This is a genomic window from Roseivivax isoporae LMG 25204 (genome assembly GCF_000521865.1).
In the GTDB taxonomy this organism is placed as follows: domain Bacteria; phylum Pseudomonadota; class Alphaproteobacteria; order Rhodobacterales; family Rhodobacteraceae; genus Roseivivax; species Roseivivax isoporae.
Window position 1 is genome coordinate 41043 of the sequence record NZ_JAME01000013.1, and the last position, 18733, is coordinate 59775.

The 18733-nt window shown below is 70.8% G+C and carries 18 protein-coding genes; 8 read left to right on the forward strand and 10 right to left on the reverse strand.

The genetic code is table 11. The features are described from left to right. Nucleotides 1–59: 59 nt before the first annotated feature. The 8 genes from RISW2_RS10020 to RISW2_RS10055 all read left to right on the forward strand — a co-directional run bounded on the left by RISW2_RS10020 (nt 60) and on the right by RISW2_RS10055 (nt 8781). On the forward strand, nt 60–1250 hold the full coding sequence (locus tag RISW2_RS10020) for a pyridoxal-phosphate-dependent aminotransferase family protein (protein ID WP_043769964.1): 1191 nt from the start codon (nt 60–62) through the stop codon (nt 1248–1250). Nucleotides 1251–1339: 89 nt separating this feature from the next. After that, on the forward strand, nt 1340–2311 hold the full coding sequence (locus RISW2_RS10025) for a Bug family tripartite tricarboxylate transporter substrate binding protein (protein ID WP_043769967.1): 972 nt from the start codon (nt 1340–1342) through the stop codon (nt 2309–2311). Between the two features lie 82 nt (nt 2312–2393). Then, nucleotides 2394–2897, forward strand: a complete 504-nt coding sequence (locus tag RISW2_RS10030) for a tripartite tricarboxylate transporter TctB family protein (RefSeq protein WP_051491918.1) — start codon at nt 2394–2396, stop codon at nt 2895–2897. A 19-nt stretch (nt 2898–2916) separates the two neighbouring features. After that, entirely contained in the window at nt 2917–4431 is a 1515-nt protein-coding gene (locus RISW2_RS10035; RefSeq protein ID WP_051491919.1) for a tripartite tricarboxylate transporter permease, read from the forward strand. A 103-nt stretch (nt 4432–4534) separates the two neighbouring features. Then, nucleotides 4535–5290, forward strand: a complete 756-nt coding sequence (locus RISW2_RS10040; RefSeq protein WP_043769970.1) for a hypothetical protein — start codon at nt 4535–4537, stop codon at nt 5288–5290. Between the two features lie 29 nt (nt 5291–5319). Then, nucleotides 5320–6318: a DNA topoisomerase IB gene (locus tag RISW2_RS10045; RefSeq protein WP_043769973.1), complete on the forward strand. Its 999-nt coding sequence runs from the start codon at nt 5320–5322 to the stop codon at nt 6316–6318. Nucleotides 6319–6388: 70 nt separating this feature from the next. Beyond that, nucleotides 6389–6766, forward strand: a complete 378-nt coding sequence (locus RISW2_RS10050; RefSeq protein ID WP_043769975.1) for a hypothetical protein — start codon at nt 6389–6391, stop codon at nt 6764–6766. Beyond that, a complete protein-coding gene (locus RISW2_RS10055; RefSeq protein WP_051491920.1) occupies nt 6763–8781 on the forward strand; it encodes a pyrroloquinoline quinone-dependent dehydrogenase in 2019 nt (672 codons plus the stop codon). The genes RISW2_RS10050 and RISW2_RS10055 overlap by 4 nt, the downstream gene beginning before the upstream one ends. Before the next feature lie 71 nt (nt 8782–8852). Here RISW2_RS10055 and egtD read toward each other — a convergent pair whose 3' ends face one another. The 10 genes from egtD to RISW2_RS10105 all read right to left on the reverse strand — a co-directional run bounded on the left by egtD (nt 8853) and on the right by RISW2_RS10105 (nt 18704). Next, entirely contained in the window at nt 8853–9797 is a 945-nt protein-coding gene (egtD, locus tag RISW2_RS10060) for an L-histidine N(alpha)-methyltransferase (RefSeq protein ID WP_043769979.1), read from the reverse strand. Further along, a complete protein-coding gene (gene egtB, locus RISW2_RS10065; protein WP_043769982.1) occupies nt 9794–11041 on the reverse strand; it encodes an ergothioneine biosynthesis protein EgtB in 1248 nt (415 codons plus the stop codon). The genes egtD and egtB overlap by 4 nt, the downstream gene beginning before the upstream one ends. A gap of 81 nt (nt 11042–11122) precedes the next feature. Beyond that, the gene (locus tag RISW2_RS10070) at nt 11123–12454 is read right to left on the reverse strand and encodes a dihydrolipoyl dehydrogenase family protein (protein WP_043769985.1); all 1332 of its coding nucleotides are present in this window, start codon (nt 12452–12454) and stop codon (nt 11123–11125) included. Nucleotides 12455–12478: 24 nt separating this feature from the next. Next, nucleotides 12479–12931 carry a DUF2383 domain-containing protein gene (locus RISW2_RS10075; protein WP_043769988.1) on the reverse strand — a complete coding sequence of 151 codons (453 nt, stop codon included), beginning with the start codon at nt 12929–12931 and terminating at the stop codon, nt 12479–12481. 65 nt (nt 12932–12996) lie between these two features. After that, nucleotides 12997–13596, reverse strand: coding sequence for an exopolysaccharide biosynthesis protein (locus RISW2_RS10080; protein ID WP_043769992.1), 600 nt, complete (start codon nt 13594–13596; stop codon nt 12997–12999). Nucleotides 13597–13638: 42 nt separating this feature from the next. Then, complete coding sequence (locus RISW2_RS10085) at nt 13639–14403, reverse strand: TIGR04290 family methyltransferase (protein ID WP_043769995.1); 765 nt, start codon at nt 14401–14403, stop codon at nt 13639–13641. Beyond that, nucleotides 14400–15395, reverse strand: coding sequence for a UDP-glucuronic acid decarboxylase family protein (locus tag RISW2_RS10090; protein ID WP_043769999.1), 996 nt, complete (start codon nt 15393–15395; stop codon nt 14400–14402). Before RISW2_RS10090 ends, RISW2_RS10085 begins: the two co-directional genes overlap by 4 nt. Continuing rightward, the gene (locus tag RISW2_RS10095; protein ID WP_043770001.1) at nt 15392–16504 is read right to left on the reverse strand and encodes a CgeB family protein; all 1113 of its coding nucleotides are present in this window, start codon (nt 16502–16504) and stop codon (nt 15392–15394) included. Before RISW2_RS10095 ends, RISW2_RS10090 begins: the two co-directional genes overlap by 4 nt. Then, the gene (locus RISW2_RS10100) at nt 16504–17592 is read right to left on the reverse strand and encodes a CgeB family protein (protein WP_043770002.1); all 1089 of its coding nucleotides are present in this window, start codon (nt 17590–17592) and stop codon (nt 16504–16506) included. Before RISW2_RS10100 ends, RISW2_RS10095 begins: the two co-directional genes overlap by 1 nt. Then, complete coding sequence (locus RISW2_RS10105) at nt 17589–18704, reverse strand: CgeB family protein (RefSeq protein WP_043770175.1); 1116 nt, start codon at nt 18702–18704, stop codon at nt 17589–17591. The genes RISW2_RS10100 and RISW2_RS10105 overlap by 4 nt, the downstream gene beginning before the upstream one ends. Nucleotides 18705–18733: the final 29 nt, after the last annotated feature.

The following is an 18733-nucleotide window of genomic DNA, read 5'->3' on the forward strand; positions in this document are numbered from 1 at the left end:
ATAAATTATGCAAGTTGCCGGGCGACGCGGTGTCGCAAGACGGCGAGGAGGAGGAACAGATGTCCCGCAGGGCTGGCCGCCACTTTCTTCAGATCCCCGGGCCGAGCGCCGTTCCGGACCGCGTGCTGCGCGCCATCTCGGCGCAGACCATCGACCATCGCGGACCCGACTTCGCCGAGGTCGGCCGCACCGCGCTCGAAGGCATGAAGGGCATCTTCAAGACCTCGCAGCACGTGTTCATCTACCCCGCCTCGGGCACCGGCGCGTGGGAGGCGGCGCTGGCGAACACGCTGTCCGAAGGTGACCGCGTCCTCATGTACGAGACAGGCCATTTCGCGACGCTCTGGATGAAGATGGCCCGCCGGCTGGGGCTCGAACCCGAGTTCATCGAGGGCGACTGGCGCGGCGGCGCGGACCCGGACGCCATCGCCGAGCGACTGCGGCAGGACAAGGCCCACGAGATCAAGGCGGTCTGCGTCGTGCACAACGAGACGTCGACCGGGTCGGTGTCGCCGGTGGCCGACGTGCGCCGTGCCATCGACGACGCGGGGCACCCCGCGCTGCTGATGGTCGACACGATCTCGGGCCTCGCCTCCATCGACTTCCGCTTCGACGAATGGGGCGTCGACGTCGCGGTGTCGGGCTCACAGAAGGGCCTGATGCTGCCGCCGGGGCTGTCCTTCAACGCGGTCAGCGAGCGGGCGATGGAGGTGTCGAAGGCCGGCGGCATGCGGCGATCCTACTGGGACTGGCAGGACATGAGCGGGCCGAACGGCACGGGCTACTTCCCCTACACGCCGGGCACCAACCTGCTCTACGGCCTCAACGAGGCGATCGCGATGCTGCACGAGGAAGGGCTCGACCGGGTGTTCGCCCGGCACCAGCGGCACGCGGCGGCCACGCGCGCCGCAGTGCGCGCCTGGGGGCTCGAGGTGCTCTGCGCCCGCCAGGGACAGGAAAGCGGCGTGCTGACCGCGGTCATGATGCCAGAGGGGCACAGCGCGGACGCGTTCCGCGCCACCACGCTCGAACATTTCGACATCTCGCTCGGCAACGGGCTGTCCAAGGTCGCCGACAAGGTGTTCCGCATCGGTCATCTCGGGGACTTCAACGACGCGATGCTCATGGGCACGCTCGGCGGGGTCGAGCTCGGCCTGCGCAAGGCGGGCGTCCCGCACCAGAAGGACGGCGTGCGCGCCGCCATGGATGTCCTCGACGAGATGCCGTCCCCCGCCATCGCGGCGGAGTGACGCCGAAGACCCGCGCGCGTGCCCCGGACGGGAGGTCGGGGCACGCCATCCGCGCCGACAGGCGCATTGCGTTCCAAAGGGAGGAGACGATGATGAAGATCACGACGTTCCATTCGGCCGCCAGGGCCGCGACGCTTGCCGGGGTGGCAGCGCTTGTCGCGCCGGTCGCGCAGGCGCAGGACTATCCCTCGCGCACGATCGAGGTGATCCACGAATACGGGCCCGGCGGCGGCACCGACCGCTTCATCCGCGCCGTGGCGCAACCGCTGTCCGAGATCACCGGCGAACAGATGGTGCCGATCTCGGTGCAGGGCGGTGGCGGCGTGCCCGCCTACACGAACTTCATCCAGCGTCCCGCCGACGGCCATTCGCTGCTGGGCCTCGGGCCCGCGCAGGTCATCGGCCACATCCAGGGACGGATGGACCTCGACGAGCTCATGCCGCTCGCCCGCGTTCAGTACGACCAGGCGCTGCTCTGGGTTCCGGCGGACAGCCCGCACGAGACCCTCGACGACTTCCTCGCCGCGGCCAAGGAGAACCCCGGTCGCGTCACCGTGGGCGTGACCGGCGCCGCCGGCTTCGACGACGTGGTGGTGGGCCTGCTCGGGCTCGAGAGCGACACGATGCTGACCACCGTGCCGTTCAGCTCGTCCGAGATGGTGTCGAACACGCTAGGCGGACAGGTCACCGCGATGTTCGAGGAATACGGCCCCGCCCGCGGCCTCGCCGAATCCGGCGACATGCGCGCGCTCGCGGTCTTTTCCGAGGAACGGCTCGACGCACTGCCGGACGTGCCGACCGCGGCGGAACTCGGCTACGACGTGACGCTCGGCCGTTGGCGCGCCTTCGCCATGCACGCCGACGACGACGCGGCGCAGGCGCAAACCCTCTACGACGCGATCGAGGAGGCCGTGGCCGCCGAGAGCTACAAGGAGTTCGAGGCGCAGAACGCGCTGCAGTACCGCTCCGAGCTCATCGGCCTCGAGGAATTCCAGGCCTTCGTGGACTCCGAGGTCGAGACCTACACCACGGTCCTGCGCGAACTGGGCTACATCGAGTAATCCCGCCCTGCGGACAGGGCGCGCGCGGGGTCACGCCCGCCGCGCCCGCTCATCCCCCCAGACGACGTTCCAGGAGCGGACCATGTCCCGACGCATTCTCGACGCGGTGTTCTCCGGCGCGCTGTTCGCGCTGTCCATCTGGTTCTGGCTGATCGCCAACGCCTTTCCGACTTCGCCGCGCTACGCCCTCATCGACACCGATTTCTGGCCCAAGATCATCTTCGGGCTGATGGCGCTGATCACCGGGCTCATCACCGTGCAGAACGTGCGGACGCTCCTGCGCGAACGTGCGGCGGCCGGGTCGGACGCACCCGGGCCCGACTGGGCCGCGATCGGCCGCATGGCCGCGATGGGTCTCCTCGTCGTCGCCTATTTCGTCGCGTTCGGCCGGATCGGCTTCCTGCTGTCGACGCTCGCCTTCCTCTGGATCGCGGCATTCATGCTGCCGTCGGGACCGAGATGGCTCAAGATCGTCTTCTCGCCGGTCTTCACCGTGCTCCTGACGGTCGTCTTCGCCTACGTCCTGGGCCTGCCGCTGCCGCGGGGCACGGGCGTCTTCTACGACCTCAGCCTCATGCTCTACTGACCCCACGGGAGATCGCGCAATGTCGGCCTACATGGACGCGCTGACCTACATCGTGGGCAGCCCCGTCAACCTCTTCTTCATCCTCTTCAGCGTCGTCTGGGGGATCGTGTTCGGCTCGGTCCCGGGCCTGACCGGCATCGTCGGCGTGGCGCTGCTCATCCCGTTCACCTACGCCTTCGAATCCGAGCAGAGCCTCCTGCTCCTCGGCGGGGTCTATGTGGGCGCGACCTTCGGCGGGTCGATCTCGGCCATCCTGTTCAACACGCCGGGCTCGCCCGAGGCCGCATGCACCGCGCTCGACGGCTATCCCATGGCCAAGAAGGGCCAGGCGGGCCGCGCGCTCGGGATCGCGCTGGCGTCCTCGGCGCTCGGCGGCATCTTCGGCACGCTGGTGCTGATGCTCCTCGCACCGCCCATGGCGCAGTTCGCGCTGCAGTTCGGACCGCCCGAATATTTCGCGCTGGCGATCCTCGGGATCACGGCCATCGCCTCGATCGGGGGCGGGTCGATCCTCAAGGGGCTGGCGGCCGGGTTCATCGGGCTCGCGGTGGCGACGGTCGGGCTCGACCCGATCACCGGCGTCGGGCGCTACACCTTCGGCAACAACATGCTGCTGACGGGCATCAGCTTCGTGCCGGTCATCATCGGCACCTTCGCCCTGGCCGAGGTGCTGACCCGCGTCGGCGAGGGCCGCAACAGCAAGGAGGCGATCACCGACGTCTCGACCAAGCTGCCGTCGCTGAAGGAACTGGGCAGCATGAAGGGCACGCTCGGCCGGTCGTCCGTGCTGGGCGCCATCATCGGCGCGCTGCCGGGCGTCGGCGCCACCACCGCGTCCTTCATCAGCTATTCCGAGGCGGTGCGCTGGTCGCGGCATCCCGAACGGTTCGGCACCGGCGAGCCCGAGGGCATCGCCGCGCCCGAATCCGCCAACAACTCCGCGGTCGGCGGCTCGATGATCCCGCTCCTCGCGCTCGGCATCCCGGGCAGCGCCACCACCGCCGTCATGCTGGGCGGGCTCACCATCCACGGCATCGTGCCCGGGCCGCTCCTGATGGAGCAGAACACCCGGCTCGTCTATTCCGTCTTCATCTCGATGATGCTGGCGAACGTGCTGATGCTGTTCTTCGGCGTACGCGCCGCCCGCTACTTCGCGCTCGTGCTGACGGTGCCCTACGCGGTCGTGGGCCCGGCCATCGTCGTGATGTGCATGACCGGGGTCTACGGGCTGAACGGCAACATGGTCGACATCGCGGTGATGCTGTCCTTCGGCGTCGTGGGCGTGGTGCTGAAGGCCATGCGCTATCCGGTGGCGTCCTTCATCATCGGCCTCGTGCTCGGCCCCATCGCCGAGACGAGCCTGCGGCAGGGCCTCATGATCTCGGGATACAGCTATGCAGAGTTCGCGAGCCGCCCGATCACCGCGCTCCTCCTGGGGCTGAGCCTCGTGTCGCTGATCTACGGCTTCTGGGGCCGCTGGAAGGCCGCGCGCGCAGACCGCGAGGCAGAGGCCGCCGCCCGCGCCGCCGAGTAGGCAACACACCTGGGGGGCCGCGTCCGGTCCCCCACCTCCCGGCGCCGGCGGAACAATGGCTCCGGCCGGCTGTTTGCCTCCTGCACGATCAAGGAGCGCAGCGATGGCGGACACCGAAACCGAGATCCTCGAGGACGGCGACATCTTCTTCTTCTTCCGTCCGAAGGTCGAGGAGGACGATCCCGAAGGGCGCGACGACGTGCAGCGCTTCGGCTTCGTGCTGCGCCCGAGGGGCGGCGGCACGGTCCGGATGATGATGGTCGGGGGCAAGCGCCTGCCCAGGCTCTCGGCGCACGAGCGCCTCTGGGGCTTCGTCGAGACGGTGGCGAACCGCGCCGCCGACATCGAGAAGGACCTTCGCGGCGAGGATTACGACACCAAGACGCGCGGCAGGCGGCACCTGCCCGCGGCACGGCCCGCGGGCGAAGGCGTATACGTGGTCTCGCTCGAGGACGGGCAGATGCACCTCTCCTACGAGCTCGAACTGCCCGACGCGCCGGGCGAGGTGCAGGCCGAGCTGAACATCGCGCCCAAGGCGAGCTTTGCCCTTTCGATCAAGAACCCCGAGAAGGGGGCGCCCCGCAACGCGGGCCTGTCGGACGACGAACAGGCCGACTACCCCCGGAAACTGCAGGAGGAGTTCCGCGGCCGCCGCTTCGCCAGCGAGGACGTGCGGCTTCTCGATGCCGAGGGCGGCGAGTTCGTGCTGGTCGGCGCGCGCGACGATCCCGAACGCGCCTACGGGATCGACATGCAGACCGAGGACGAGGATTACGGCTCGTCCGAGGCCATCCGCCGCCTGCGCATGGTCAAGTCGCGTCACCCGGTCGAGCCGCTCTTCGAGGGGGACTGGGACTAGGCCCGGGACGCGGCACCGCGACGTCGCCGATGGCCCGGCTACTCTACTATCCGGACGACCGGCCCGGGATCACGCGCCGCCGCCGCGGGCGCGGCTTCAGCTATTATGCCCCGGGCGGTGCGCTGATCCGCGACGCGGACGAACGTGCCCGGATCGACAGCCTCGCCGTGCCGCCCGCCTATGCCGATGTCTGGATCTCGCCCAAGCCCCATGGGCACTTGCAGGCGACGGGCCGCGACGCGCGCGGGCGCAAGCAGTACCGCTACCACGCCGACTGGCTCGCGCAGCGCGACCGCCGCAAGTTCGAGGGCCTCGCCGCGTTCGGCCGGACCCTGCCGCGGATCCGCGCCCGCATCGCGCGCGGCCTTGCTGCCGAGGCGGGATCGCGCGACCTCGCGCTGTCGGCGGTGCTGGCGCTCATCGACCGATCGGCGATCCGGATCGGCGCGCCGGGATACGTGCGGGAGAACGACAGCTACGGCGCGACCACGCTGCGCGACGAGCACGTGAGCTTCGACGAGAACGGGGTCGAGATCGCCTTTCCCGGAAAGCGCGGCACGCCGGTGACCTGCCGTCTGCGGGGCCGGCGGCTTGAACGGGCACTGCAGCAGGTGCACGACCTGCCGGGCGGCGACCTGATGTCGTGGCAGGACGACGACGGCGCGGTGCACACCGTCCGGTCCGAGGAGGTCAACGCGCTTCTGCACGACTGCTGCGGCGAGGACATGACCGCCAAGACCTTCCGCACATGGAACGGCACGCTCGCCGCCTTCGCCGAGGCGATGCGCCCGGGCCCCCTGCGCATCGCGGACATGACCGGGGCCGCCGCGGCGCGGCTGCACAACACGCCGGCCATCGCGCGCAAGAGCTACGTGCACCCTGCCGTGATCGCGCTGGCCGAGCTGCCCGAGGGCGAGCGGGCGGAGCTGCTCGCAGCGCTCGATCCCGCCGATCCGGGGCCGCTCCGCGCGCACGAGGGCGCGCTCATCACCTTCCTCGAACGGCATGCAGGGCTCGGCGCCACCTGAACGGCGCCGTCGGTACGAGCGGATGGAACACCGGCCGGGTTGGCATGTTCACCCGGAAGAAGGAGATCACATGACAGATTCACTCATCTCTCGGATGGGCGCGGCGCTGCTGACGGTTGCCGCCCTCGTCGGGCTGATCGCCGCGCTCTACGAGTACCTGACCCCGTTGACGGGCGTCACCGGCACGCTCGGCGCGCTCATCGTCGTCGTCGCCTGCGGGCTTCTCGCGCTCGCGGGCCTCATCCTCATGGTGGCCTCGTCCGGCCGCGGGTTCTGGCGGACGCTGACCGTCCTCGGCATCGTCGGCACCTTCACCGCCGCGCTGTTCCTGCACGCCTGGATCGTGGCGGGGACGATGGTCGCGGCGCTGGTGGGCGTGCTGCTCGACATGGGTCTCGCCCGTTTCCGCGACCACGACCGGCACCAGTCAGGAGCACTCCCCTCATGAGACGTCTCGCCGCCTTCGCAATGTGCACCTGCGTCGCCTTCCCGCTCCATGCCCAGGACGACGCCCCGACCGACCCCGATGCCCCGGCGCAGGACGCGAGCCCCGCTCCCGCGGACCAGCCGCAGGAGCCCGCGCCGCGCTCGGCCCGCGCGCCGGTGCCTCTCGTGCCTGAGGGCGCGACCTGGGACAGCTTCCACGGCCAGCTCAGCGCGCAGAAATATTCGCCGCTGACCGAGATCACTGCCGAGAACGTGGGCCGGCTCGAGAAGGTTTGGGAAGTCCACACCGGCGACGTCTCGGACGGCTCGGGCGACCTTCCGACCTCTGTCTGGTCGGCGACGCCGGTCTACGCCAACGAGACGCTCTATCTGGGGACGCCGTTCTACCGCATCTTCGCCCTCGATCCCGCCACGGGCGAGGAGCGGTGGACCTACGATTCCGGCACCCCGCTCGAGGCCATGACCCAGCCCGCGCTCAAGAATCGCGGCGTGGCCTACTGGGAAGCGGAGGAGCCCGCCGAGGGCGAGCCCTGCCAGAAGATCGTCTATCTCGGAACCATGAACGCGCAGCTGCACGCGGTCGATGCCGACACCGGCGCGCTCTGCGAGGAGTTCGGCGATGGCGGCGTGCTCGACGTCAACCAGTGGAACGACACCAACGACCGCTGGCCGCTGTCGCTGCTGCAGCCGCCGACCGTGACCGGCGACCAGCTGATCATCGGCTGGGCCGGCAAGGACTGGGCCTCGGCCGAGGCACCGCCGGGCACCGTGTTCTCGGTCGACGCGCGCACCGGCGAACTCGGCTGGACCGTGAACTTCATCCCCGAGGAGATGCGCCCGCAGACCGGCACCGCGAACGTCTGGACCGCCATGTCGGTGGACGAGGAACTGGGCCTCGCCTACCTGCCCGTGTCCTCGCCCTCGCCAAACTACTGGGGCGGCAACCGCAAGGAGGAGATTCCCCTCGCCACCTCCGTCACCGCGGTCGACCTGCAGACCGGCGAGGTGGAATGGTCCTACCAGATCGTGCACCACGACATCTGGGACTACGACACGAACTCCGCGCCGACGCTCATGGACATCACCGTGGACGGCGAGGAAATCCCGGCGCTCATGCAGGCGTCGAAGATGGGCTTCCTCTTCGTGCTGAACCGCGAGACGGGCGAACCGGTCTGGCCGATCGAGGAACGCGAGGTTCCGGCGGGCGACATCGCCAGCGAATACTACGCGCCGACCCAGCCCTTCCCGACGCGGCCCGCGCCGCTGCTCGACCAGTCCGAGAAGCCGGGCGTCTGGTGGGCGGCCGACCTCGTCAGCCTCGGCGGCTGCTCGCGCCTCGTGGAGGACGGCACCTATCGCGGCATGTACACGCCGCCCACCACCGACGCGCCCGGCACGCTTGCCTTTCCCGACAGCGCGGGCGGCGTGCAATGGGGCGGCGTGGCCTTCGATCCCGAGAGCCAGACCGCGATCATGAACACCTCGCGGATCCTGCAGGTGATCCAGCTCGTGCCGCGCGGCGAATACGAGGAGGTCGCGACCGGGTCGGGCAACAAGACCGGCTTCAGCCCGCAGGAAGGCGCGCCCTACGGCATGCAGCTCTTCACCGCGCTGAATTGGCTCGGCATGCCCTGCTGGGAGCCGCCCTACGGCGAACTCGTGGCGATCGACATGACGACGGGCGAGCAGAAATGGCGCCGCCCCATCGGCGCGTCGCAGAAATTCGGCTTCTACATGCCCGAAAGCATGGGGTCGCCCACCATCGGCGGACCTGCCGTGACGGCCGGCGGCGTGATCTTCATCGGCAGCACGATGGACGCCAAGGTGCGCGCCTACGACCTCGAGACCGGCGAGGAGCTGTGGGAGGACACGGTGATGGCCCCCGCGGTGGCGAACCCCGCCGTCTACGAACACGAGGGCCGGCAATACGTGGCCTTCGTCGCGGGCGGCAACACCATCATCAAGGACCAGCTGGGCGACCAGGTGGCCGTCTACGCCCTGCCCGAGGACGACTGACGCAAACGGCCGGGGCGGACCGACCCGCGCGCCCCGGCCGCCTCTCCCTTCGAGGGGGGGCGGCTGCGCGTTCAGGCGGGCGCGGGCACCAGGATCGCCACGGCGAAAAGCCCGCCCTCGTCGGTCGGCATGTCCGCGACCCGCCAGCCTGCCGCGCCCGCGAGGTCGCCCAGGGTCTGCCGCGTGTACTTGTGGCTGCACTCGGTTCGCACGCTCTCGCCGGGGGCGAAGCACACGGTCTCGCCGCCGATCCGCACCTTTTGCGGCGCGCGCGCGACGAGGTGCATCTCGATCCGCGCATGATCGTCGTTCCAGCGCGCCTCGTGGTCGAATCTCGCGACGTCGAAATCCGCCCCCGCCTCGCGGTTCAGGCGATGCAGCATGTTGCGGTTGAAGGCCGCCGTTATCCCCTGCCGGTCGTCGTAGGCGCGGACCAGCGTGTCGCGGTCCTTGACGAGGTCCACGCCCAGCACGAAGGCCGCGACGTACGGCCAGTCCCGCGCCCGCCGCAAGAGCGCACGGGCCTCCGCGGGGTCGAGGTTGCCGATGGTCGAGCCGGGAAAGAAACCCACCTTCCGGCGCCGCCGCGCGGGCTCGGGCAGGGGCAGGTCCTGCATGATGTCACCCGCGACCGGCGCCACGACCAGGTCCGGATAGTGGCGGTCGAGATCGGCCGCCACCCCGGCGAGGAAGTCGCGCGAGATGTCGACGGGCACGTAGACCGCGATCTGCCGCAGGGCATCCAGCAGGATTCGCGTCTTGGTGCTGGCCCCGCTGCCGAGCTCGATCAGCGCCGCGTCCTCGGGCACGTGGCGCGCCAGGGCGTCCACGTGGGCGCGCAGGATCCCCACCTCGGTGCGTGTGGGATAATATTCAGGCAACTCGGTGATCCGTTCGAAGAGCGCGCTGCCGGCGCTGTCGTAGAACCATTTCGGGTGCAGCACCTTCGGATCCGACCGCAGGCCGTCCAGCGCCTCCGCCACGAGGGCGGCGTTCACGGTCATCGGCCGGTTCATGGCCGGGCGTCCCGGGCAAGGCGCAGGCCTAGCATCTGCCAGCGCTGGTGCGGATAGAAGAACGTCCGGTAGGTCGGGCGGATCTGTGCCAAGGGAGTCGCGCAGGACCCGCCGCGCAGCACCATCTGATTCACCATGAACTTGCCATTGTATTCGCCGATCGCGCCCTCGGGCGGGCGGAAACTCGGATAGGGCGTGAACGGGCTTTGCGTCCATTCCCAGACATCGCCCCAGGGACCGCCGCCCGGCATCGGCCGGAGCTGCCCCTCGTCGAGGAAATTGCCCGCGACGGGGCGGTCGCGGAACGCGACCTCCCACTCGGCCTCGGTCGGCAGGCGCGCCCCGGCCCAGCGGGCATAGGCGTCGGCCTCGTAATAGCTCACGTGGCAGACCGGCGCGTCGAGGTTCACGGGCTGCGGGCCGCGCAGCGTGTAGGTCCACCAGCACCCATCCTGCCGCCACCAGTAGAGCGGGCTGTCCCAATCCTCCTGGCCGCGCCGCGCCCAGCCGTCGCTCAGCCAGAGCGTCGCGTCGGCGTAGCCGCCCGCCTCCATGAAGGCGATCCAGTCGCGGTTGGTGACGGGCCGGTCGGCGATCTCGAACGGGTCGAGCCACGTGCGGTGTCGCGGCCCCTCGCAATCGTAGGCGAAGCCGCCGCCATCATGGCCGATCTCGACAAGCCCGCCCGCGTGGCCGGTAAAGCCCAGGGGCACCTCCTCGGTCACCGGCATCGGCTCGGGGTCGCGGTAGGAAGGCAGCAGCGGATTGTGCGAGAGACCGTGCAGGAGGTCGGTCACCAGAAGTTCCTGGTGCTGCATCTCGTGGTGGCAGCCGAGCTCCACCAGCGCCGCGATCCCGGGATCGCCGCCCCGGCCGAGAAGGTCGTCGAGCGCTGCGTCCACGTGGGCGCGGTAGTCGCGCACCGCCGGGAGCCCCGGCCGCGAGATCAGCCCACGCCGGTCGCGGGCGTGCCGCGGGCCGGCCTGAACGTAGTAGGAATTGAAGAGGAAGGCGAAACGGTCGTCGGGCGAGCGGTACCCGGCATGGCGCGGGCGCAGGATGAACTCCTCGAAGAACCACGTGGTGTGCGCGAGGTGCCACTTGGCGGGGCTCGCGTCCTCCATCGACTGGAGCATCGTGTCCTCGGGCGCGAGCGGCGCGACCAGCGCCTCGGTCCGGGCCCGCACGTCGCGGAAGAGCGACAGCGCTTCCTCCGGACGGGGGGCGGCAACGGCTGGACTCATGGGGAAACCTCCTCCTTCAACCTGCGGGGGTTCGTGGCGGCGGCCCGGGCGCCTCCTGCATCGCTCCCGACCGCGCGGCGGTCAGAGCATGGACGGGATGTCCGACCCCGAGGTGGGATAGGCGAACATCACGTCGCGCAGTTCGGACACCGTCATGCCCGCGCGGATCGCCACCGCGAAAAGGTTGATCATCTCGTCCGCATGCGGCCCCACGAGATGCGCGCCGAGGATCCGGCCCGTCGCCGCATCGGACAGCGTCTTGTAGGCAAGGACCGGCGCCGCCACGTGGCGGGCCGAGAACCAGTCCGTGGCGTCGGCGCCCCGCACCTCCACGTCGTCGCCGGCGTCCGCCTCGTGCAGGCCGACCGAGGCGATCGGCGGAATGGTGAAGGCGACGCTCGGCACCGCGCCGTAATCGGGGCACCTCGCCTCGCCGCGCAGGTTCGCGACGATCACGTCGGCATCGTGGCTCGCCACGGGTGTCAGCGGCGGGCCGACCTGCGCCGCATCGCCACCGGCCAGCACCGTCTCGTTCGACACGCTGCGCAGGCGGTCGTCGAGGACGAGCCTTCCGCCCTCCGTATCGACGGCCCCGGCGGCAAGGTCGAGCGCGTCGAGGTCGGGCACCCGGCCCGCGGCATGCACCACGCAGTCGGCCTCGACCTCGGCCTGTCGCCCGTCGATCCTGTGGCGCACCACGAAGACGCCGCCCTGACGCTCGATCGACGTGACCTCGGCGCCCGTGGCCACCGTCAGCCCGGGCGGCAGGGCGCCCGAGACATGCGCCACCATGTCGGGATCGAACGGGGCCAGCAGGCGGTCGCCCCGCTGCAGCACCGTGACCTCGGCGCCCGCGCGGGCGGCGAGCGAGGCGAACTCGGCGGCGATGTAGCCGCCGCCGACGAACACGATCCGTCCGGGCAGCGCGGGCAGCTCCATGAACGCCTCGTGGTCGATCAGGCATTCCGCGCCCGGCACGTCCATCGGCCGCGGGCGTGCGCCGACGCCCAGGACCACGTGGCGCGCGGTCACCGTCTCGCCGTCCACGTCGAGTTCGTTCGGCCCGGTGAAGCGCGCGGTGCCATGCATCACCTCGATGCCCGCGTCGCGGTACATTCCCTCCTGCTGCGCGGGCACGTTGTCGGTGAAGCCGCGCTTGAACGCCATGAGGTCGGGCCAGTGCACCACCGGCGTGCCGGCAAGGCCCTTCCCCTGCATCCGCGCCGCGCGGTCGACGACGGCCGCGGCATCGCGCAGCACCTTCTTGGGGTCGCAGCCCCGCAGGACGCAGGTGCCGGCCGGCGGCTTGCGGTCGATCACAGCGACCGACCAGCCGTCCCCTGCCATGGCCGTGGCCACGGACCGGGCGACGACGCCCGAGCCGATCACCGCGAGATCCATCTGCCGTGCCATGCCTCGCCCTCTCGCCCGGTCGCTTCAGCCGCGGGTGGAGTTGCGCTCCATCCAGTCCTTGTGGCGACGCTCGTCCGCCAGCGCGCTCTCGACCATCGGCCGCATCGCCGCGGGCAGGTTGTCGTTGGCCACGGCGTGCTCGTAGGCCGACACGGTGTCCGCCTCGTTCGTGGTCATGGCCCGAAGGATGGTGCCGTCATCGCCGACGAAATCGGCGAGCTTGATCTTGCCGGTGGTCATCATCTCCTTGGCATCGCCGCTCTCGGGCACCGCCACGCCATGCTCGCCCGCGATGGCCTTGAGCGCGTCGAGATGCGACAGGTGGTCGTCGCGGAAGTCGCGCAGGCGCGCGCGGAACTCGGTGCTCTCCAACCGGTCGATGACCGTCTCGTAGGCGGCGATCGCGTCGTGCTCGAGCAGGATGCAGTTCTCGATGAGCTTCTCGGTCGAGTTCTCGGTTCCTACGGTGGTTACCATGGGGGTCGCTCCTCTGGTCGGGTCGGACCCGCAAACAGGGGGCGGCGGCAATTGTTCCCCGCGGCTCAGCCTCCGCCGAACAGCAGCCAGAGGCTGCCCGTCATCGCCGCCGCCAGCGCCGTGCCCGCGACCAGCATCAGAAGCCCGTCGCGGAAGAGGATCGCGAGGCCGAAGAGCGAGGTCACCACCATCGGCGCCGAGGTGGCGAAGGGCACGACCTCGAGCGGCGGGACCGTCAGGAGGACGCAGAGGATGGCGATGCCGGCGACGCGGCGCCCGACCGGCCCGGCGAGCCGCACCAGCCGTTCGTGCAGCTGCGCGTCGATGCGGCCCGCCACGGGTTTCAGCCAGGCCAGCGAGGCCTCGGCCCTGCGGGCATCGAGCGTACGGCGGTTGATCCAGCCCGGAGCCCAGAGATGCTCGTAGCCGAGCAGCATCCGCACGGTGATGATGGCGATCGTCACCGCGAGGAGGGTGGGAAAGCCCGGGATGCCGCCGACCGGCGTCAGCTCGAGCAGCGGCAGCACGGCCAGCGCCGCGCCGTAGCCGCGTTCGTCGAGCGCGCCGATGAGGTCGCCGACGGACACCCTGCCCGCCCGGCAGCCGCCGGTGGCATGGCGCATCTCCTCGATCACGTCGCTCAGCGCTCCTTCGCGCTTGCGCATCCGGCGCTCCTGTCTGTCCCGTCCTGCGCCAGATCTGCGCCGTTACAGCCCGCAGGGCAAGGGTGTCACGCCCCACGGGCGCTGTCCCCTGCGGCAGAGCCAGACATCCTCGGCCGGCCGCTCGAGGATGTCGAAGCCGCTCGCGCCCAGAAGAGCCGCGCTGGCCGAGGCATTGGGAATGAACCAGTTCGTGGGATCGTCGGCATACCGCCGCTCGACCACGTGCAGCTTCGGCCAGTCGGGACGGTCGAAAACCTCGGTCTCATCGAAGGGCAGGTTCTCGGCCGGGCGGAACACGCCAGGCGCGCCCCGCTGCAGCGACTGGAACAGCATCCGGTCGCCCACCGCGTGCTGGTACAGCAGGTCGAGCGCCAGCAGCGGGTGGCGCAGGTGGTAGAGCACGCCCATGAAGATCACGAGATCGAACCGCCGCTCCAGCCGGCCGACCTCGTAGACGTCGAGCCGGCGGAACGTCAGGCGGTCCTCGCCGATGCCCTTGACCTCGGCCGCGAGCCGCGCCTGGTCGAGGTAGCGCGAGTCGGTGTCGATGCCCACGACTTCTCCCGCGTTGCGCGCGAGCGCCTCGAAGCCGAAGAAGCCCGCGTTGCAGCCGATGTCGAGGACGCTCGCCCCCTGAAGGTCGTCCGGCAGGACATGCGCGAAGCCTTCCCATTTCGCCCTCGGATGATCGCCGAGCGGATGGTCCGGCGCGGTCTCGATCCCGTCGAGCCGCAGGTTCTGGAACCACGGTCCGAGTTCCGCGATGCGGTCGGCGAGCGGGCGGTGATGCCGGGCTGCGACGCTCATTCCGCGGCATCCACCGGCCGGCGGGCGGCAGGTGCCGCGCCCAGTTCGCGCGCCAGCCACCGCGCCGTGCGCAGCAACCCGTCGTCGAGCGGCACGACGGGCCGCCAGCCGAGATGGGTGCGCGCGCGCGAGATGTCGGGACAGCGGCATCTCGGGTCGTCCTCCGGCAGCGGCCGGAACGCGAGACGGCTTTTCGACCCGGTCAGCGCGATCACGCACTCGGCGAGCTCGCGCACGCTCCGCTCGTCGGAATTGCCGAGGTTCACAGGCCCCTCCGGGGCCGTGTCGACCTCCATCAGCCGCACGAGCCCCTCGACCAGGTCGTCGACATAGCAGAAGCTGCGCGTTTGCTCGCCGCTGCCGAAGACGGTGATCGGCTCGCCCCGCAAGGCCTGCACGAGAAAGGTGGTGACGATGCGGCCGTCATCCGCGCGCATGCCCGGCCCGTAGGTGTTGAAGATGCGCGCGACCCGGACGTCGATGCCGGCGACGCGCACGTGGTCGAAGCACAGCGCCTCGGCCGCGCGCTTGCCCTCGTCGTAGCAGGCGCGCGGGCCGGTGCAGTTCACCCGGCCGAGATAGTCCTCGCTCTGGGGATGGCGGTCGGGGTCGCCGTAGACCTCGCTGGTCGACGCCTGCACGTAGCGCGCGCCGTGCGCCCGCGCGAGCGCCAGAAGGTTGCCGGTGCCCAGCACGTTGGTCATCAGCGTGCGCACCGGGTCGCGCTGGTAGTGCGGCGGGGATGCGGGGCTCGCGAGGTTGAAGATCCGCACGATCCGCCCCGGCAGCTCGGCCAGCTCGGAGATGTCGCGGGCCAGCACCGAGAACCGTCCGTCCGGCCGCAGATCCGCGATGTTGACCTCGCGCCCGGTGTCGAAATTGTCGATGCAGAGCACGTGCGCGCCCCGGTCCAGAAGCTTTCGGCAGAGATGGGCGCCGATGAAACCGGCGCCTCCCGCGACCACGGTGATGGGATGTTCGTGCAGGCTCATGACGTCGCTGCCTCTCTTGCGTCGCCGCCGCGGGATGCGACGGCCCCTTCCAACAGGGCCCGGGCCAGTTCGCGTGCCCGCGCCCGTCCGGTATGCGCCTCGAGGACCCGCGCCCGGGCCGCCCGCGCGATGCGGTCGCGGCGCGTGTCGTCGGTGTCGTCGAGGATGCGCAGCATGTCCGCGGTCTCTGCCGCGGTCAGGATCGCCTGGCCCTCGGGCAGCAGCTCCCCAAGTCCCGGCCAGGTGTCCGACACGACCGGCACGCCGCAAGCCGCCGCCTCGAACAGCCGGACGCTCGGCGACCAGCCCTGCGCGCGCATGGCGGCGCGCGTGACGTTCAGCGTGAAGCGCTGCGCGGCGTAGAACGCCACATGCGCGTCGGGCGGCAGATGCTCGATCCGCGTGACGTTGGGCGGCCAGCGCATGTCCTCGGGGTAGAGCGGGCCCGCGACGACGAAGCTCAGCTCGGGACGCTGCCGCGCGGGTTCGAGCAGCAGCCGCTCGAGCGTCGGCTGCCGGTCCGGGCTGTAGGTCCCGAGATAGCCCAGGTCCCAGCGTCGCGGCACGTCGACCGGGTGGTAGAGGTCGGGGTCGACCGCGCAGTGCAGCGCCACAGGGTTCCGCGCGCCGTGCCGCCTGCGCAGCGTGTCGAGCACGCGGCCGCCGGAAAACGAGAAATAGGTGTCGAGCCGCGGCACCTGCCGCCGTTCCAGATGCGCGTCGCCGCCCTTCTCGAGCGCGGCCATGGTGACCGGAGTGTCGATGTCGTAGAAGCAGAGCCTGCGCACCCCGCGCGCCCCGAGCGCGTCGATCAGGCGCGCGCCCTCGGGGACGTAGGATCCCACGATCACCGCGTCGGCCGCGTCGATCTCGGCGCCGTGTTCGGCCAGGACGGCGTCGATGTCGTCGTAGAAGGCCAGCCGGCAGAACTCCGGATCGGTCATGTCGCGGTGCGGGCGGTACCACGGCACGTCGCGCTCGAGGAAGGTGGCGCTGTGCCCCTCGGCGGCGAAGCCGCGCAGGAGCGCGCGGAACGTGGTCGCGTGGCCGTTGCCCCAGGACGATGACAGCGAGAGGCCGAAGACGACGATGTTGAGACCGTCCCGCATCACGCGCTCTCCGGCGTCAGCGCGCGGGCGTGCAGGATCGCGTGGACCTTGCGCGCCCGGTCCGCATAGGTGTGATCGGCCAGCACCCGGCGATGCGCGGCCGCGCGCAGCCCGCTGTTCCTGTGGGTCGGGGTGTCGTCGAGGATGTCGCAGAGCGCGGCGCCGTCTCCTGCCACCAGCACCTCGCGGCCGGGCTCGAAGAACATCTCGATGCCCTCCCACGCGTCGGTGACGAGGCAGCCGCCCGCGCCCGTCGCCTCGAACACGCGGGTCGCGGGCGAGAAGCCGGTGCGCGCCATGTCCTCGCGCGCGATGTTCAGCACCATGCGCGGCGTGCCGTGAAAGGCGTTGTGGTCGGCCGTCGGCACATGGCCGATCCAGCGGACATTGGGCGGCAGGTCGACATCCGCCCAGCCCGCGCCACCGAGCAGGAAGGTCAGCTCGGGCCGCCGGCGCGCGGGCCCGAAGAAGAATTCCTCGACCCGCGCGTCGCGGTCGGGCAGCCGGTTGCCGAGAAAGGCGAGGTCGGCGGCGAAGCGCGGATCGGGCGGGACCGGGAAATGGGTGTCAGGATCGAGCGCGTTGTAGATCGGCACGCAGGCCGGCGCGCCCAGCCTCTCGTAGGCGGACACCACGGCGTCGCCGCCGCCATAGGTCAGCACGACGTCGAGCCCGGCCAGGAGCCGCGCGAGCGGCGCATCGGGCGTGCGGGCGAGATGCGCGAGCGTCGCGGGCGCGTCCACGTCCCAGAAGATGCGCAGCGCGCCCGGCCGGGCCGCGTCCATGACGAGGCGCAGCAGCCGGTCGTCCTCGTAGCCGGTGCCGCTCGCCTTCACGACGATGTCCGCCAGCGCCGCCTCGGCCGCCGCGGCGCGCTGGCCCTCGCGCGTCGCCTCGTAGACCACGACCCGGGCCCAGTCGGGTTCCTCCATGTCGCGGTGGCGGCTGCGGTCCATGGCGTCGGGCTCGTAGAACGTGATGTCGTAGCCGAGCTGCGCCAGCGCCCGCAGCAGGCCCCGGTAATAGGTCGCGGCGCCGTTCCAGTAGCTCGACAGCAGGCTCGATCCGTAGAAGGCCAGTCGGGTCATGTGATGATCTCCCTGTTCTGCGGGGCGGCCGTTCCGAGGGCCGCGAGAATGTCGAACAGCTCCTCGACGCGGTGCCCGCAGGTGTGGCGCGCGCGGATGGTCTCGAGCCCGCGCGCGGCCTGCGCCTCGGCCGCCTCGGGATCGGACAGGAGCTCGCGCAGGTGCGCGCGCATCGCCGCGCCATCGCCCGCACGGCGCATGTCGTCCTCGCGAAAGAGCCCCTCGGCGTCGTCCCAGGGCGCCGAGATCAGCGGAATGCCGCAGGCGAGCGCCTCGAACGGCCGGATCGTCGGGATCCCGGGCAGCGTCTCGACATAGGGCCGCCGCGGGATGTGCACGGTCACGCGGTGGGCCGCGAAGACCTCGGGCACCTGCACGTTCGGGACCCAGCCGCGATAGTCGATCCCGGCCAGGTCCAGCCTCTTGAGCGCGTGGTCGGGGTAGCGCACCCCGTGCACGGTGGCGTCGAGCGACAGCATGGCGGCGGGCCGCACGAGGAATTCCTCGAGCTCCGCGCCGCGTTCGCCGTCGCCCCAGTTGCCGATCCAGACGAGGTCGCGGCGCGCCGCGGGCGCGGCCATCGGGCGGAAGACGCTCACGTCCGCCGCCTCGTGCCAGGTGAAGACCTGCCGTCCCCAGCCCGCGCGCAGGTATTCCTCGCGCAGTGCCGCCCCGAAGGCGAGCACGCCGTCGTAGCCGTCGAGGTCGAGGCCCGCGATGCCGGGCCGGTCGCTGACCGCGCGGTGATGCGTGTCGTGGAAGAGCAGCCGGAACCGCGCGCCGCGGGCCCGCGCCCGCCCGAGGCGCGCGACGAGCGCGGGGTCGGTCCATTCGTGCACCACCACGACGTCCGCATCCTCGAGCGCCTCCTCGTGGTCGAAACGCGGGCCGTAGGTCTTCGTGCCCAGGTCGGGAAAGAGGATGCCGAATTCGTCGATGTGGTGGTCCCCGTGCGCCGCGACCAGGTTGCGCCGGCTCCAGCCGTCCGCGGGTTCGAGCGCACGGGCGTGATGGCCCCGCACCTCGAGCGCGCGCAGGATGCCGCGCAGGAAATGCGCGTTGCCGTGGTTCCAGTCCGAGACCAGCGAATGCGTGTAGAAGACGAAGCGCAGGGGCCGGTCCGGCCGTCCGGCGGGGCGGG

Coding starts and splice junctions, on each gene's coding strand:
- RISW2_RS10100 (WP_043770002.1), bottom strand. CDS start 17,592: ATGACCCGACTGGCCTTCTACGGATCGAGCCTGCTGTCGAGCTACTGG.
- RISW2_RS10075 (WP_043769988.1), bottom strand. CDS start 12,931: ATGGTAACCACCGTAGGAACCGAGAACTCGACCGAGAAGCTCATCGAG.
- RISW2_RS10020 (WP_043769964.1), top strand. CDS start 60: ATGTCCCGCAGGGCTGGCCGCCACTTTCTTCAGATCCCCGGGCCGAGC.
- RISW2_RS10030 (WP_051491918.1), top strand. CDS start 2,394: ATGTCCCGACGCATTCTCGACGCGGTGTTCTCCGGCGCGCTGTTCGCG.
- RISW2_RS10070 (WP_043769985.1), bottom strand. CDS start 12,454: ATGGCACGGCAGATGGATCTCGCGGTGATCGGCTCGGGCGTCGTCGCC.
- RISW2_RS10040 (WP_043769970.1), top strand. CDS start 4,535: ATGGCGGACACCGAAACCGAGATCCTCGAGGACGGCGACATCTTCTTC.
- RISW2_RS10035 (WP_051491919.1), top strand. CDS start 2,917: ATGTCGGCCTACATGGACGCGCTGACCTACATCGTGGGCAGCCCCGTC.
- RISW2_RS10080 (WP_043769992.1), bottom strand. CDS start 13,596: ATGCGCAAGCGCGAAGGAGCGCTGAGCGACGTGATCGAGGAGATGCGC.
- RISW2_RS10025 (WP_043769967.1), top strand. CDS start 1,340: ATGATGAAGATCACGACGTTCCATTCGGCCGCCAGGGCCGCGACGCTT.
- RISW2_RS10095 (WP_043770001.1), bottom strand. CDS start 16,504: ATGCGGGACGGTCTCAACATCGTCGTCTTCGGCCTCTCGCTGTCATCG.
- RISW2_RS10090 (WP_043769999.1), bottom strand. CDS start 15,395: ATGAGCCTGCACGAACATCCCATCACCGTGGTCGCGGGAGGCGCCGGT.
- egtD (WP_043769979.1), bottom strand. CDS start 9,797: ATGAACCGGCCGATGACCGTGAACGCCGCCCTCGTGGCGGAGGCGCTG.
- RISW2_RS10045 (WP_043769973.1), top strand. CDS start 5,320: ATGGCCCGGCTACTCTACTATCCGGACGACCGGCCCGGGATCACGCGC.
- RISW2_RS10055 (WP_051491920.1), top strand. CDS start 6,763: ATGAGACGTCTCGCCGCCTTCGCAATGTGCACCTGCGTCGCCTTCCCG.
- RISW2_RS10085 (WP_043769995.1), bottom strand. CDS start 14,403: ATGAGCGTCGCAGCCCGGCATCACCGCCCGCTCGCCGACCGCATCGCG.
- RISW2_RS10050 (WP_043769975.1), top strand. CDS start 6,389: ATGACAGATTCACTCATCTCTCGGATGGGCGCGGCGCTGCTGACGGTT.
- egtB (WP_043769982.1), bottom strand. CDS start 11,041: ATGAGTCCAGCCGTTGCCGCCCCCCGTCCGGAGGAAGCGCTGTCGCTC.